Source organism: Mycobacterium parmense (assembly GCF_010730575.1).
GTDB classification, from domain to species: Bacteria; Actinomycetota; Actinomycetes; order Mycobacteriales; family Mycobacteriaceae; genus Mycobacterium; species Mycobacterium parmense.
Genome location: NZ_AP022614.1, coordinates 1,114,308 through 1,129,533, shown reverse-complemented (window position 1 = coordinate 1,129,533; position 15,226 = coordinate 1,114,308). Strand labels below are relative to the sequence as shown.

The following is a 15,226-nucleotide window of genomic DNA, read 5'->3' as shown; positions in this document are numbered from 1 at the left end:
GCCGCGACGCCGCTGACGCAAACCCGGCGGCCCGATTGAGCGCTCGATTGAGGGGGTAACCGGTGGCGTGTCTTCGGCCCTCACCAAGATCATCAGCGTCCTGGATCCCCGCACCGGTGACACCGTCACGCAGGTGCCGGTGACCGAGCCCGCGGACTGCGATGCGGCGGTCGGCCGCGCCGCGGATGCCGCGCGAGCGTGGGCCCGCACGTCGCCCGCCGACCGTGCCGCCGCGATAGCGGCGGCGGCGGCCGATGTGCGCGCCGCCGCCGACGAGCTCGCCGAACTCAACGAACGGGAGACCGGGAAGCTGCGCGGGGACGCCCGCGGGGGCGTGGACGCCGGAATCGACACGCTGTTGCAGTACGCGCAACTCGGGCCGTTGCACCGCGGTCGCACCCTGCAGGGCGCGTGGTCGGCCACCGATCTGATGGTGCCGCAGCCGCGGGGTGTGGTGGCAGTGCTGACGCCGTGGAACGATCCCGTCGCGGTAGCCGCCGGGTTGCTCGGCGCGGCGCTCGTGACGGGCAACACCGTGGTGCACAAGCCGAGCGAGCGGTGCCCGCAGACCGGAAGGCGGTTCGCCGAACTGCTCGCGGGCCAGCTGCCGTGGGGTGTGCTCGAGATCGTCGACGGCGACGCAACGGTGGGTGCCCACCTTGCGGAGTCGGAGTCCGTCGACGTCGTGGCGCACGTGGGAAGCAGCGCGACCGGCCGGCAGATCGCGCAGGCGTGCGCGGCCCGCGGCGCCAAGGCGCTGCTCGAGAATGGCGGGAACGACGCTCTGATCGTCGACGCCGACGTGAATCCGGACTGGGCGGCCGGGCAGGCGGCGCTGGGCGCCTTCGCCAATGCTGGACAGATCTGCACGTCGGTGGAGCGGGTGTACGTCGTGCCCTCGGTGGCCGATGCGTTCGTCGATGCCTTGGTCGACGAGGCGGCGTCCTGGGCAGACCGCCTCGGACCGCTGGTCGACGAGCGCCACCGCGAGCACGTGCACTCCCACGTCGAGGACGCGATTCAGCACGGGGCGCACGTCCTGATCGGCGGCGAACCCCGCCCGGGTGCGGGCTCCTTCTACCCGCCGACGGTGCTGACCGATTGCTCACCGGACATGTTGGTCATGCGGGAGGAGACCTTCGGACCGATCGCGCCGGTGCGGGTGGTGCCGGACTTCGCGACGGCACTGGTCGAGGCGGGCGACGACCGTTACGGTCTGGCCGCGACCGTACTGACGGCAGACATGGCCAACGCGCAGGAGGCGTGGCACGGGCTCGCGGTGGGCACCGTCAAGATCAACGCCGTGTTCGGCGGTGCGCCCGGCGGCGCAGCGGAGCCCCGCCGCGCCAGCGGAACCGGGTTCGGGTTCGGCCCGGAACTTCTCGACGAGATGACCGCCATGAAGGTGGTGCACTGGTCCCCACCGGGGTGACGGCGGCGATCAGTTGCCCGCGCCCGTGGCTACGTACGCCGTCGCGTCGGCCGGCGGCATCGCTCCACTGCCCGGCAGTGCGGCCACGCGTCGGCGTTGCGGCTCGCTGCGATACCGCGACGGCTTGCCGTTGATCTGGAACAGCCGCCACAGAACCCGGGCGACCGGGTTCATCAGCCCGGTGTCATAGGCGAGCATCCTCATGTCGGCGAACATGTCGCGTAGCAACTTCTGCGACTGCGGCGAACCGAAGAACAGCTCCCTTTTGACCTCAACCGGGATCTCGAACTGCTCCCAGAAGGCCTTGGGTGGCACCGTGATCGCCTCGCACAACACTCGCATGATCAACGGGGTGTAGAGCGAGATGAGGAATCGCTGCGGCCGGGAGAGCTCCGGCAGCCGTTTGCGTAGGTACTCGTGGGCGAACGAGATGTGCCGGGCTTCCTCGGCCACGTGGATCGCCATCACCCGCTCCATGATCGGGTGCAGCGACTTGCCCTCGCGCAGCACGTCTTTCTGCGTGTGGTCCAAGGGTTCCTCGCCGGCGAGCACGCCGATGAAGAAGAACACCGGCAGCGGCCCGGCGGCCAGCGGCAGGAACGGCGAGACCCACTGCAGGATTCGGGGCAGTCCCGGAACGTCGGCGCCGACGCGGTTGACCATCTCCTGAAACATCAGGGTGTGGTTGCACTCCTCAACCGACTCGTGCAGACAGTATCGGTATTCGGGTGACCCGTTGGGGACCCAGAAGGTGTAGTTCATCAGGCCGCGGATCAGGACCGACTCGAAGTGGGTGCCCACCTTCGCGACGTTGGCCTGGCGCCACATCCCGATCTCGATCTGGCGTTCCTGCGACTGCGCCTGATACCAGGGGTGGCGGCCCAGCGGATCGCTCGCCGGGAGGATCCACCGCGGATCGTCGCGGGTGACCGCAAACTCGGGTGATTCCCAGTCGATGTCGGTGTAGGGGTTGAAGTTTCGCCGCACCGAGCCATCGGACAATGTGGCCAGTGCGTCGACGTAATCGGCGTCGTCGAGGACTTGCATGTTCCGGCGCCAGCGCTGGAACATTCGCGTCCTGGCCATGCGGCGCCTTCCCCTTGAGGTTGACGAGTGGGCGTGCGGTCGCTTCGGGAGCACTGCGACCCGTCGACAACATCGTCCACGGCGAGCACCGAAGAGGCGGGGCGTCCGCCGCGTGCGTGCCCCTGGCCTCAACGACCGCCGCATACCCCTTCGGCTGGCAAACTCGGTGGGCCACTGCCTGACCCATCGCGGTGAATATACCGTACCCAGACTCCGGCTTCCCTGCGTAAACGGCCGCGCCGGACCCGAAATGAGCCAAATCACGTCGGCCACCCAGCATCACCGTTCCGCGTCGCCGGATCCCGATTGCCAGCTCCCGGGCACCATGGGAACGGTCGGGCCACCACCGAAAGCGTCGCCGGCGAGCGACGCCAACCCAGCCGCCCCCGCGGCACCGCCCGCGCGGGCGATGCCGGGGAAGCCCAGTGCTCCCGTCCCTCGGTCGGAGGCCGGCGACGAGGGCGCAGGATCGTCGGTGGCGTCCGGCGGCATGGCATCCGCGGAATCGGACGCGGCATCTGAGTCCAAGAACTCGTAGCGGTAGCCCCTGTCGATCCGCCTGGGGAGCACCCGTCGCCGCCGCGTCGGTGCCTGCGCCGTGGCCGCTGCCGTCGTGACCGCCGGTTGCGCGGCGGGTTTCGATGGGCGCCGGTCGGTGCCGCCACGGATGGGCGAACTCGACCCGGCCGCAGCGATGCCGACCAGATAGGGGCTGACGACGGCCTGCGTGCTCGTCGCTCCTTGCGCGCCCCCCACCGGCGTCGGTGGCGGGGCGCCAGTCGGGGGAACAGCAGTGGGGGCGTGCGCCGCCAACGACGGCGGGGCCACGGGCGAGGCGCCGGCGGCGGTGGCCGCCGTCGCCGCCGGTGCGCCGGGCGCGGCGGCCGCGGGTATCGGCGCCGCCGCTGCGGGAACCGGCACCGGCGCTGCCACGCCGGCCAGTCCCGCCAGTCCGGCGAAGCCACCGGTTGCCGCCGGTGCGATCGCCGGCGCCGCGACTGCGGGGATCACCGTCAACTCGGCCACCGGCTGGACGGCGTAGGCCAACTCGGGCAGGGGCAAGGTCAGCAGCTGCGGGAAGTTGTAAAGCAGGTTGATCAACACCAGCGTCCGGTGAACGACGAACTGGGTGCCGAGCATCACCAGGGCTTCGATCAGCTGCGGTGGACTGTTCGAATACGCCGAGATCATTGTCTCGACCCGCGGAACGAACATCGAAAAGCTGGGGTGCAGCGGCGGCGGAAAGGACGAGAAAGGGTTGAACGGGAAGATCGCCTGCAGCCACTGGTCGAGGTCGCTCGGGAGTGCGGTGCCCATCATGAACGGCATGTTGCCCATGCCGCCCATCCCGGAGCCCATGTTGCTCGTGCTCGTCTTCATGATCTGGGGTGCCGCCGTGCTCTGCGGGGCGCCGGTAATCGCAGCAGTGGACGCCGCCTGATAAGCGGTCATGGTCTCGGCGGCCTGGACCCACATCCGTGCGTAATCCGCCTCGTTGAGGGCGATCGGGATGGTGTTGATGCCGAAGAAGTTCGTCGCCACCAAAACGGCGTGCACTGCGTGGTTGGCGGCCAGTTGCGCCGTCGTGGGCATGGCGGCCAGCGCCCCTGCGAATGCGGATGCCGCCGCCTCAAGTCGCGCGGCCATCGCGGCGCTGTCCACCCCCGCCTGCAGCAGCCAGGCGATGTAAGGCGCATGCGCGCCGAGGTATTGAGCGGCTGAGGGTCCTTCCCACGCTCCGGCGTGCACCGCACCCAGCAGCGCGGCGAGCTCGTCGGCTATCGACACATACTCGGCGCTCAACGAGTCCCAGGCGCCGGCCGCCGCGAGCAGCGGGCCCGGCCCCGGCCCGCTGGACAGCAGCGCGGAATGCACCTCCGGTGGGAGCGCCATCCAGATCGGCGCCGTCATCGCCGCAACCACCGCGTCGAACGCCGTTGCCCCCCGGGCTTCACCGCATGTCCATTCGAACGGAATCCCCAACCGTCTCCGTCACCGCCAACCCGATGCGAACACCGCGTGGCCGAACGCGGTCCGCGGACCCGACTCTACCCGGATGCCCAATCCGCGGATAAGTGAATAAGAGGATTCAAAGTCAGCAGATACGGGGAATGGACCAGGATAGTTCCGCATCACGCGATTTAACAGATGCCGTGCCCGAGTCGCTGTCCATCCAGGCGCCGGCCACATCACAACCGAACGCGAAGTCAAAGGGCCACGCTCACAACGCATCAGCGCGCCGTATCTCCGCGAAGCCGCCCCAAACACGGCTTGCCGTCGAGCGCCCGCGACGACGGCTGCGGCGGAAAAACGAGTAGTGGACTACGCGGGCGTCGTCGGCTGCCCCCCGACAGACTGAGGCCACCAAATTACCGGCCCTCGAGGAGTCGCGATGAACGGATCTGATCCGCCTGAGGCGGGCGCCGCCGCTGACCCGACCACTCGTGATGCCCCGGGTCGCCACCTGCATTCGGTTCCCGATGCCGTCACGTCCCCGCGCGACGACGCCGATCGGCACGCTTTGCCGGGGCACAACCTCGACGATGACGACGACGAGGATGACGACGGCGACGACGACGGCCCGGGCGAGCCCTCCCTGAGCGTGCTCGCGTGGTGACTATCGGCGGCCGGTCTACCGGTGGTAAACCGTGTTGCCCGGCCCGCTTGCCTTGGCCCGGTACATCGCCGCGTCGGCATCGCGCAACAACTCCGGCAATGTGCGCGGGTCGTCGGGTTCGCGAGTCGTGATCCCGATGCTGGCGGAGAACTTGATGGTTGCCGCCCCGATGTCGACGGGCTGTTCGAGTGCCGTGTGGAAGCGGTTGGCCAGCACGTCGATCCATTCGCTGTTGATCGGCGCGAGCAGGAGCGCCAGGAATTCGTCGCCGCCGACGCGCGCCACCACGTCAGTCGGCCTGGCCGCATCCTGGAGCCGGCGGGCCAACGTCTGCAGCGCCTCGTCGCCGATGAGGTGCCCGTAGCTGTCATTGATCAGCTTGAGGTTGTCCAGGTCGATGAAGAGCACCGCGGCCAGATCGGGTTGGGAGCTCTCCGTCAACGATTCGGCGGCCCGCCGCAGCGCGTAGCCCCGGTTGTGCAACCCCGTCAGGCTGTCGTAGATGGCCTCGCGCTGCAGTCGCCGTTCCGCGTCGAAGTAGTCGGTGACGTCGACGAAACTGAACAGAACCGCCGAATGGCGCGGGTTGTCCGGGTTCAGCAGGTGGCTGTATCCCCTTACCCAGACCCGCTTTTCGCCTACCGTGTCGAAGCCGACGACGTCGCCGCCGAAGTCCTTGCCGGAGTTGCGGATCTGGGTCAGCGGATGAGCGCCGTGCCCGATGACGTTGTCGTTCTTGTCATACAAGGGCAGGTCGATGGCGTGCTCGCCGCGCCGAATGTCGATCAGCTGTGCGGGGCTGATGCCCATGATCTGCCCGGCGGCGCGGTTGCTGAACTCGATGCCGTCGTCGGCGCCGACGACGATGATGCCGACCTCGAGGGAATTGAGGAGTGCCCGAAAACGCTGTTGGGCTTGCTCGTCGGTGCCGTCGGCGACGCTGACCACCGCGTAGCCGCCGTCGATCCGCATGGCCGAGATCCGGACGGGCAGTGGTGCGCCGTCGGCCGAGAAGTGTGTCTCGCCCGAACCGGCGCCCGAAGCCACGATGGCCGCGAGGTCCACCGGGGCGCCCACGGCGGCGCTGAGCGGGCGGCCGAGCACGTGTTCGGCCACCTGGCCGTACAGTATGCGCGCGCCGTGACTCCAGGCCGTGACGTTGCCCTCGATGTCCACGGCGATGAGCGCGTCACTCAGCCGGCTCATCCCCACGGACGGCATCGCAACCGCGCCGCACCGGGTCGCGCGTCGCGGTCACGTGTCGATGGGGACCCCGTGCTCATGCCGGCAGTTCTCCTTGGGCTGTTAGCTGGTCGCCGGTTGCGAAGCGGCGCCTGCCGATTGTAAGAGGCGCAACATCGAGGTGCGCTGCGCGCCGCCGAACGTCACATTTCACAGTGTCCGGCGAACGCGGCTGCCGTGGGTTTGCGCGCCGCTTTTCGCCGGGCGGATGGCGGGGGACGTGTTGCTGGTCGGCACCTCAGCGTGGGTCGTCGCCCTTGCGGCTGCGTCAAGCTACCTTGACGAGCGCATGTTTGCCACGCTGATAATTGTTGTGATCAACTGAGCAGCAAACGAGCGTGTCACCGACGGTTAGGCTGATGGGCGCGTGGAGGAGCAATTCGGGGAGGAGCCGGTCGCGGATCGCCAGGCCGGTCCCGCGGCGGCCGGTGAAGAGCCGCGGGTGGACGAGGTCGAACAGCGGTACCGGTGGTTGGTCGACCACAGTCCGGTCGCGATTTGCGTCCACGCGGACGGGCGCCACGTCTACGTCAACGACACCCTGGTGCGGAAGGTGGGGGCCCAGTCCGCCGACCAGCTTCTGGGGCGCCCGATCATCGACTTCGTGCACCCGGACTTCGTCGACGCGGTGCAGGCTGGAATCGACGCTCGCCATCACGAGGGTGACACGACACCGCCGGCCGAGTTGGTCATCGTCCGGTTGGACGGAACGACTCAAGCCGTGGAGGCGGTGGCGGCCCGGATCTGTTGGCAGGGCAAGCCGGCTCACCAGGTCATCTTTCGGGATCTGAGCGCGCAGAAGGCCGTCGAGGCGGATCTACGATTCGAGGCGGCCCTGGTCGCCCACGTCAGTGACGCCATCATCGCGACGACGCCGGACGGCAAAGTCACCAGTTGGAATCCGGCGGCGGAGGGAATCTACCGCCGGTCCGCCGCGCAAGCGCTCGGCTTGCCCGTCAACGAAGCGGTTGGCGCGGAAGTGGATCTGGCGCAGATCGTCGTCGGCGGGGGAGTCGTGCACACCACTCATCAGGCCGCCGACGGCTCGGCCCTCGCTGTCCGGGTATCGGTGTCCCGGATGGACGACGGCTACGTGGTGCTGTGCGCCGACCAGACCGCGCTGCGACGTGCCGAACAGCACTTCCAAACCGTCGTGACGTGTTTGGAGGAGGGCGTCGTGGTTATCGCCGCGGACGGCGCCGTCGAATTCGTGAACCCGGCGGCCCTGCGGATCCTCAACGTGCCGACGACGGGAGTCGATGTTGTCGAGTTCGCGAAGGTGGCGTCGATGCCGGTCTACGACAGTGACGGCGAGCTGCTCAGTCCGGATCAGCGTCCAGTGCTGCAGACGCTGACGAGTAGCCCCAGGCGGGGGTGCATCTACGGGGTGGACAGGCTCGGGGACGGGCTGCGCATCTGGCTGTCGGTGAACTGGGCGCCGCTGGATCCCGGTGACCGCGCCAATTCGCCGGTGCTGGTGTCGTTCACCGACATCACCGAACACCACAACGCACGCCAGCGGTTCGCCCATCAGGCCAACCACGACCTCGTCACCGGGCTGCCCAATCGCGGCCACATCCTCACGCTGGTCACCGAGGCGATCGAAGCCGACGACCACCGCTTGGGGGCGGTGTTGTTCATCGACCTCGACAAGTTCAAGAGCATCAACGACGCGCTCGGACACCACGCCGGCGACACCGTCCTGCAGGTCGCTGCGCAGCGTCTCCGCAAAGCCCTGCGGCCCAACGATTTCGTCGGGCGCGTCGGCGGCGACGAATTCGTCGCGCTGCTGGCCGCCCCGATCGAACGCGCCGAGGTCGACCACATCGCCAGACGGTTGCACGCGTCCCTGCGCGAACCGATCGTCATCGCCAGCGAAAGTGACAGCATCACCCACCACGCCCGCATCGGCGCCAGCATCGGGGTGGTCGCGGTCGGGCCGGACGAGCAGCGCGATGCCACCGACATCCTGCACGACGCCGACTTCGCGATGTACCAAGCAAAGACCACGGGCCAAGCCACCCGCCACTTCACCATGCGGACTGAGCGGCGCCACGAGGCGCCGTACGACTTCCTGGGGTAGGGCAATGGTCCACCGGCGACGATTGGACCGCATCCAGAATGGGTATCTCTGCGTTGAACTTGGGTGAAGGGACACGGATTTGATGGCGGTGGAGCGTGGTCGCGCACGGTGCCCGCGGTGCGCGGCGTGGGCCGAGTACCGGTTCTTGGACCGCGGTCAGAACAAGCTCGAGTACGAAGTGCGATGTGCGTCCTGCGACAACGTGCACTCCGAGGTGACTGTCGTGGCGGCTCCCGCGTCGGAGGCCGCTTGAGACGAGGGACGTTCGGCAAGTCCGACGCGGTCATCGCGATCGCGATGTCCGGTCAGGCCCATGTCAACGGCAGCGATGTGAGCGCGAAAGTTTTCGACGGATAGTTGATGCAGGGCGAGTAGTCTTCCGGCAATTCGAAGTCGGGGATCTGTCTGAGCCACTCATCGACGACGATGGCCAGTTGGATGCGCGCCAGGTGAGACCCGATGCAGCGATGCGGTCCACCTCCGAATCCCCAGTGGCGGTGCACCTTTGCGTCCATCATCAGGTCGTCGGTGGAGATCTCGTCGGTGCCGTCGCGGTTGATCGCGGCAGTGCACAACCGCACGGGGGTACCCGGGGGCAGTGTCATGCCGCCCACGTCGACGAAGTCGGTGGTCACCCGGGCTGCCAAGGGCGCCGAAGGCTCGAGCCGGACGATCTCCTCGATGAAAACCCTGGTCTGCTCCGGTTCAGCCCGCAGCTGTTTGCGCAGTTGCGGTCTGCGTGCCAGTTCGAGGAGCGAGAAGCCGATGGCGGCGGCGACGGTGTCCAGGCCGGACAGAATCAAGAGGTGGCTCATGCCCAGAAGCTCGATGTCGCTGAGGTCGCCCGGACCGGTCATCACTTGGGACAACAGGTCGGAACCCGGAGTCTGGCGGCGCTGTTGGATCGCGTCGGCGAAATACGTCAGCAGCTCGTTCCCTTCGGGTTTGCCGGCCACCGCGGCGTCCTTCCAGGCGATCACGCGATCCCGGTCTTCCCTCGGCAGTCCGTACATGTCCATGAACGCCTGAAACGGGTAGAGGCGGGCGAAGTCTGCCATCACCTCACACTCACCCAGATCGGCGAGAGCGGCGATCATGTCGACGGCATGGCGCTCCAGCACAGGTCGCCACGCCGCCAAGGCCTGCGGGCTGAAGTACGGTTGCAGGATCTTGCGGTAGTGCGTGTGCTCGGGCGGGTCGAAGGCCGAGGGTAGCACCGGAACGGGACTGCCGGGGGGCTGCAACGCCAAGTGCGCTGAGAAGAGGTTGGGACTGCGCAGTGCCGCGAGCACGTCCTCGCGGCGAGTCAGGTAATAGGCGCCGTTCATGAACACCACCGGCCCGGCGTCGCGCAACGTCTTCCATCCCGCGCCGCGATCAGCGGCCATCGGCAACGTCGAATGCTCCAGTCGCGGCAAATGGAATGTGGTGGTCTCGATTTCGCCGAGGGGGCGATTCGAGTCGAGGCGACCGTAATTGGCTTTTTGCGCACCGGAAGTCATGCGCTGACCCTGTTGGCGTTGGCGCGCGACGGTCGGACGGTGAAAGTCGTGCATGCACCCATGGGTGTTCCTCGAAGGATCTCGGGGTAGGCAGGAGACAACGACACCCGAGGGCGTCGTGTTATGTGAAACCGTGGCTCGGCCGGTTAGGGCTGCGAACCGCTAGGCAGCATCAAGCGGACATCGTTCGACCTGCGGCCGGGCGCCGACGGCGCGTACGCGATCGAAGTCTGTTGTGCGAGTTGATGACCGATCAGCAGCGAAGAAGGCAGAACTCGGCCAACAGGTTGCCGACGGCGGGCACGGCAGCGGCCGAATGGGTACCGCCGGGTTCACATCGAGACGGGGCAAACGACATCGGCAACACCGACCAGTCCGCGGTTGGCGACAACCACTCCCAACTCGTCGGACGACCCCGCGTCATCCACATGCTGTGGAAGGGCTTCTTGTCCAGTGGCGTGGAGCCCGCTGAGATGCGACCACTGAGATGGCTCATGGCATCGGGCTGTACCGGGCTGAGATGCGTGGGTGCTCCGGCGATCTGGTGAGTCCACACGGCCGGCTCGGGCAGTGCGCTCGCGGCCAGTTGAGGACGCAATGAGGACCCTGCGATCAGGGCGACGAAGACGCTGAGGGCCGCAAACACCGCGACGACCAGCCGCCGTCGTCGAGTCGCGCCATCGCTCCGAAGGCCCACAGTGGCAGGACTTTACAAGGCCATACTTCGGTGGCAAGCGCGGCGAGCTGTGAATATCCTCAAAATTCCGGGGCGCGGAGTGGCCGCCCTGCGCATTCGGAGTCGACAGTGATTGCCGCCGGCTGCCGGGGCTATGTCTCCGGCGACCGGCAAGGCCCGATCAACCATGATCGATGGGCCCGCGCGGTTATCGCCACGCGGTTAGCTCCGTTACGCGCGGCCCCACCTCAGCGGCAGCGAAGTGAGTGCGAAAGCCATCGACGGAAACTCGATCTCCGGGGTATAGCCCGGTGCCGTCTCGAAGTCGGGGATCTGCTTGAGCCACTCGTCGACGATCACGGCGAGTTCGATACGCGCCAGGTGGGAACCCAGGCAGCGGTGCGGACCGCCGCCGAAGCCCCAGTGTCGGTGCACCTTTCCGTCCATCACCAGGTCGTCGGTCGACATCGCATCGCTGCCGTCGCGGTTTATCGCGGCGATGCACAACCGCACCGGCGTGCCTGGTGGAAGTGTCATGCCCCCCACGCTGACGAAGTCGGTGGTCACCCGGGCAAGCACGGGTGCCGACGGCTCGAGGCGCACGATCTCCTCGACGAAAAGCCTGGTCTGCGCCGGCTGCTCGCGAAGCTGTTCGCGCAATTGCGGTCTGCGCGCCAATTCGAAGAGCGAGAAGCCGATCGCCGCCGCCACCACGTCCAAATCGGCCAGGATCTGCAGGAGGATGCTGCCGAGCAGCTCGAGGTCGCTCAGAGCGCCGTGATCGCCACTCCCGACGATCAGTTGCGACAACAGGTCCGAGCCCAGGTGTCGCCGGCGTTCGTGGATGGCGTCGCTCAGGTACGCCAACATCGCGTACCCCTGGCCGAGTTCGGACCGGCCTGCCACGACGTCGTCCTTCCAGGCGATCACGCGATCGCGGTCCTGCATCGGCAATCCGTAGAGGTCCATGAACGCCTGAAACGGGTAGAGGCGCGCGAGATCTGCCATCGCCTCGCATGCATTTCGGCCGGCAAGGGCCGCGATCATGTCCGCGGCGTTGCGCTCCAGTGCGGGTCGCCACGTGCTCACGGCCTGCGGGCTGAAGTGCGGCTCCAAAATTCGCCGGTAGCGGGTGTGCTCGGGAGGGTCGAACGCGAGAGGAACCACGGGCACCGGGTTGCCGGGCGTCTGCAGCGCCAGATGTGCCGAGAAGAGGTTGGGGCTGCGTAGCGCCGACAGCACGTCTTCGCGGCGCGTCAGATAGTAATGGCCGTTCATAAACACCACCGGCCCGGCGTCCCGTAACGTTTTCCACCCGAGGCCTCGGTCCGCGGCCATCGGCAGGCCGGAGTACTGAAGCCGCGGCAGATGGAATGTGCCCGGCTGGCTTTCGCCGAGGGTGCTCATGCGTTCAGAACTCCGCGTGATCCTGCGCTATTAGATGTCACCTGTTCGCGATGGCACGCCAATAATGCCCGTGACGCGCGGACCCATCAACTCAGCGTTCCGGTCGGCCCGTGCCGATCAAGGTGTCCACCACGCGGTTCGTTGCTTCACGAGTCGGGTGGGGACGGCGGCGGAGTCCACCGCTTGCCATCGGTTGTCCAGCCACACGGCAGGTAGTTCAGGCGCGGCGGCTGGCCGTCGAAGGTGAGGCATTTGGGTGCATCCCACGGCGGCCTGGGGGCCGGGGACTGCGAGTCGGCGCGAGCGGTGGCCCCGCTGACCACCAGGGCCCCGGCGGTGAGAAGAATCGCAGCTGAATACAGCATCGCGGACTCGGCGAGGGAACGTCCTACATCAGAACGACGGTCGTTACGCCGCGTCTTTCTTTGCACTCACGAAATGAGGTTACCGCCCGGAGGCTTGAAATTTGCTGTGAAAACGTCACCGTGACGGAATGCGATACGAGCGTGGCCCCTGACGGCTCCCCGGGGAGGGGCCGTCATCGGGGAGGTGGATGGCGGTGGTGACCACGGCTAGAGTCGCACCACAGGAAGACCGGGTCGCTTGTGAACACGGAGCCAAATGTGGACACGGAATTTTTCGAGGCGGTCGTCGTGGGCGCCGGCTTCGGGGGCATCGGCGCAGCGATCCAGCTCAAGCGCCTCGGGTACGAGAATTTCGTGATCCTTGACCGCGAGTCCGACCTGGGCGGCACCTGGCACGTGAACCGCTATCCGGGCGTCGCCTGCGACGTCCCGGCCACCACCTACTCGTACTGGTTCGAACCCAACCCGCGCTGGTCGCGATTGTTCGCGCCGGGGGCCGAGCTCAAACGCTACGCCGAGCAGGTCGCCGACAAGTACGACGTGCGCCGCCACATGCGGTTCAACCAGACAGTCGAAGGCGCCCGATGGGACGAGGACGCCCACCTCTGGCAGGTGGCGTTGGTCGACGGCCGGAGGCTGCAGACCAGCATCCTCGTCACCGCTACCGGCTTTTTGTCCCAGCCGCGGGTCCCGAACCTCCCCGGAATCGAGAGCTTCGGCGGGAAGGTTTTCCACACCGCCGCGTGGGACGAGGGTTGCCGCTTCGCGGGGCGGCGGGTCGGGGTGATCGGGACCGGCGCCAGCGCGGTGCAACTCGTCCCGGAACTCGCCAGACAGGCCGCCGAGCTCACCGTGTACCAGCGCACCGCGATCCACACGGTTCCCAAAATCGACTTTCCCTTTCCCGCCGCGATACAGCAATTGTTTTCGCGACTGCCGTTGTCGCAGCGCCTCTTCCGCTGGGTGACCGACACCTTCTTCGAGCTGATCACGTTGAGCGCGCTGCGTTATCGGCAGTTCCGCCGTCTGGGCGTCGACGGCGGTGACGTGGCCGCGGTCAGCCGGTTCGTGACGGTCCGCGACGCCGAAGTACGCCGCAAACTGACGCCGGACTACGACTTCGGCTGCAAACGCCCAACCTGGTCCAACCACTACTATCCGGCCTTCGACAAGCCGCACGTGCACCTGCGGACGGATCCGATCGAGCGGATCGATCCGGACGGCGTCGTCACCGCCAACGGTGAGAAGGACGTCGTCGACGTCCTCGTCCTGGCAACGGGTTTCGACTTGTGGGACGCCAATTTCCCGGTCGTCGAGGTGATCGGCCGCCAGGGTCGAAACCTGGGGAAGTGGTGGCGCGAGAACAGATTTCAGGCCTACCAGGGAATAACGATTCCCTGGTTCCCCAACTACCTGAACCTGGTCAGCCCGTACGGCTTCTCGGGACTGTCGTTCTTCAACACCATCGAGTATCAGATGCGGCACATGGACCGGCTGCTCGGCGAGTACAAGCGCAGGGGCGCAACCACTTTCGAGGTAACCGAACAGGCGAATGCCCGGTTTCTCGATCGGATGACCCGGTCGTTGGGGGACTCTGTCTTCCGTTGGGGCGATTGCGCGACGTCACGGTCGTACTACTTCAACCCCAGCGGCGAGGCCGCGCTACTGCGGCCGACCTCCACACGCAATGCGGTGCGGGAGGCATCGACCTTCCCGCTCGACGACTACACGATCGCCTGAGGTCGAGCACGATGGCGTGAGAGCGGGCCACCGCTGGCGAAAATCCGCCGGGCCTGGAACGATTGCGTTACACACCGCGGGTAGGCTGTAAAGCGGTGACTGCCCGCCGCGCGCGCAGCGTCAAGTGTAGGCAGGCGGGTTATTTCGACCGACACGTGGAAAGGTAACGCGTGACTGACGTTTGGGCGCGAGCCGGTATCTTTCAAGGTGTCTCCGACGAGGCCGCCGCCGCGCTGACCCATCACCTGGATCGCGTGGCGTTCCGGCCCCGAGAAATCGTGTTCGTGGAGGGTGAACCGGGCGACGACCTGTACATCATCACCTCGGGCAGCGTGAAGGTCTTCCACAAGACCCCCGACGGGCGCGAGAACATGATCGCGGTGCTGGGACCCGGCGACATGTTCGGCGAGCTTGCCCTGTTCGACCCCGGGCCCCGGACCTCGACCGTCGCCACCCTGACCGAGATGCAGGCGAGAACCATGGGCCGCGCGGCCCTGCAGAAGTGGATCGGCGAATACCCCGAGATCGCCGAACAGCTGCTGCGGGTGCTGGCGCGTCGGCTGCGACGCACCAACAACGCGCTGTGCGATCTGATCTTCACCGATGTCCCCGGCCGGGTGGCCAAGCAGTTACTGGATCTGGCAATGCGATTCGGCACCAGCAATGCCGGCTCGCTCCACGTCGACCACCGGCTGACCCAAAAGGAGGTGGCCCAACTAGTCGGGTCCTCTCGCGAAACGGTCAACAAGGCGCTCGCCGATTTCACCGAACGCGGCTGGATCAGGCAGGAAGGCAAGACGCTGATCATCATGGAGCCGGCACGATTGGCGCGCCGGGCCCGCGCCTGACCACCCTCAGCCCGGCGTCGGGTTGCTCTTGCCGCCCGACATCCGGCGACGGAGTCCTCGCGCTCTATTCCTCAGTATCACAAGCGATCTGCTGAGCTCGAACAACATGTGTCAATCGTGTCACGCGTCCGCGCGCCGATCCGCGACACACGCGGACAGGTCGGCAATGATTTTCGACGGCTTTTCCGCGCAGTCCGATCGCATTCACCGCAGCGCCATTCGGTCAGG

The 15,226-nt window shown here is 67.0% G+C and carries 11 protein-coding genes; 5 read left to right on the top strand and 6 right to left on the bottom strand.

The features are described 5' to 3' along the window. The first annotated feature begins 91 nt into the window (after positions 1-91). The gene (locus G6N48_RS05165) at positions 92-1,432 is read left to right on the top strand and encodes an aldehyde dehydrogenase family protein (protein ID WP_085268834.1); all 1,341 of its coding nucleotides are present in this window, start codon (positions 92-94) and stop codon (positions 1,430-1,432) included. 9 nt (positions 1,433-1,441) lie between these two features. Here the strand turns inward: G6N48_RS05165 and G6N48_RS05160 are convergent, their stop codons facing one another. Together G6N48_RS05160 and G6N48_RS05155 are read right to left on the bottom strand one after the other, a co-directional pair. Continuing rightward, positions 1,442-2,518, bottom strand: coding sequence for an AurF N-oxygenase family protein (locus G6N48_RS05160; RefSeq protein WP_085268784.1), 1,077 nt, complete (start codon positions 2,516-2,518; stop codon positions 1,442-1,444). 279 nt (positions 2,519-2,797) lie between these two features. Continuing rightward, complete coding sequence (locus tag G6N48_RS05155; protein WP_085268785.1) at positions 2,798-4,429, bottom strand: PPE domain-containing protein; 1,632 nt, start codon at positions 4,427-4,429, stop codon at positions 2,798-2,800. Between the two features lie 481 nt (positions 4,430-4,910). On the opposite strand from G6N48_RS05155, the gene G6N48_RS05150 reads away from it, so the two are divergent. Continuing rightward, positions 4,911-5,135: a hypothetical protein gene (locus G6N48_RS05150; protein ID WP_085268786.1), complete on the top strand. Its 225-nt coding sequence runs from the start codon at positions 4,911-4,913 to the stop codon at positions 5,133-5,135. Between the two features lie 15 nt (positions 5,136-5,150). Here G6N48_RS05150 and G6N48_RS05145 read toward each other — a convergent pair whose 3' ends face one another. Continuing rightward, entirely contained in the window at positions 5,151-6,341 is a 1,191-nt protein-coding gene (locus G6N48_RS05145) for a diguanylate cyclase domain-containing protein (protein WP_161494199.1), read from the bottom strand. Between the two features lie 403 nt (positions 6,342-6,744). Here G6N48_RS05145 and G6N48_RS05140 point away from each other — a divergent pair, with 403 nt between their 5' ends. Further along, positions 6,745-8,460 carry a sensor domain-containing protein gene (locus tag G6N48_RS05140; protein ID WP_085268788.1) on the top strand — a complete coding sequence of 572 codons (1,716 nt, stop codon included), beginning with the start codon at positions 6,745-6,747 and terminating at the stop codon, positions 8,458-8,460. A 305-nt stretch (positions 8,461-8,765) separates the two neighbouring features. On the opposite strand, the gene G6N48_RS05135 is transcribed toward G6N48_RS05140, so the two are convergent. The 3 genes from G6N48_RS05135 to G6N48_RS05125 all read right to left on the bottom strand — a co-directional run bounded on the left by G6N48_RS05135 (position 8,766) and on the right by G6N48_RS05125 (position 12,410). Continuing rightward, positions 8,766-9,848, bottom strand: coding sequence for a cytochrome P450 (locus G6N48_RS05135; protein ID WP_232066754.1), 1,083 nt, complete (start codon positions 9,846-9,848; stop codon positions 8,766-8,768). Between the two features lie 1,021 nt (positions 9,849-10,869). Further along, entirely contained in the window at positions 10,870-12,045 is a 1,176-nt protein-coding gene (locus G6N48_RS05130) for a cytochrome P450 (RefSeq protein WP_085268789.1), read from the bottom strand. Between the two features lie 146 nt (positions 12,046-12,191). Continuing rightward, positions 12,192-12,410 carry a hypothetical protein gene (locus tag G6N48_RS05125; RefSeq protein ID WP_085268790.1) on the bottom strand — a complete coding sequence of 73 codons (219 nt, stop codon included), beginning with the start codon at positions 12,408-12,410 and terminating at the stop codon, positions 12,192-12,194. Positions 12,411-12,668: 258 nt separating this feature from the next. On the opposite strand from G6N48_RS05125, the gene G6N48_RS05120 reads away from it, so the two are divergent. Then, entirely contained in the window at positions 12,669-14,150 is a 1,482-nt protein-coding gene (locus tag G6N48_RS05120; protein ID WP_085268791.1) for a flavin-containing monooxygenase, read from the top strand. Between the two features lie 170 nt (positions 14,151-14,320). After that, entirely contained in the window at positions 14,321-14,998 is a 678-nt protein-coding gene (locus tag G6N48_RS05115; protein WP_085268792.1) for a Crp/Fnr family transcriptional regulator, read from the top strand. The last annotated feature ends 228 nt before the right edge of the window (positions 14,999-15,226 follow it).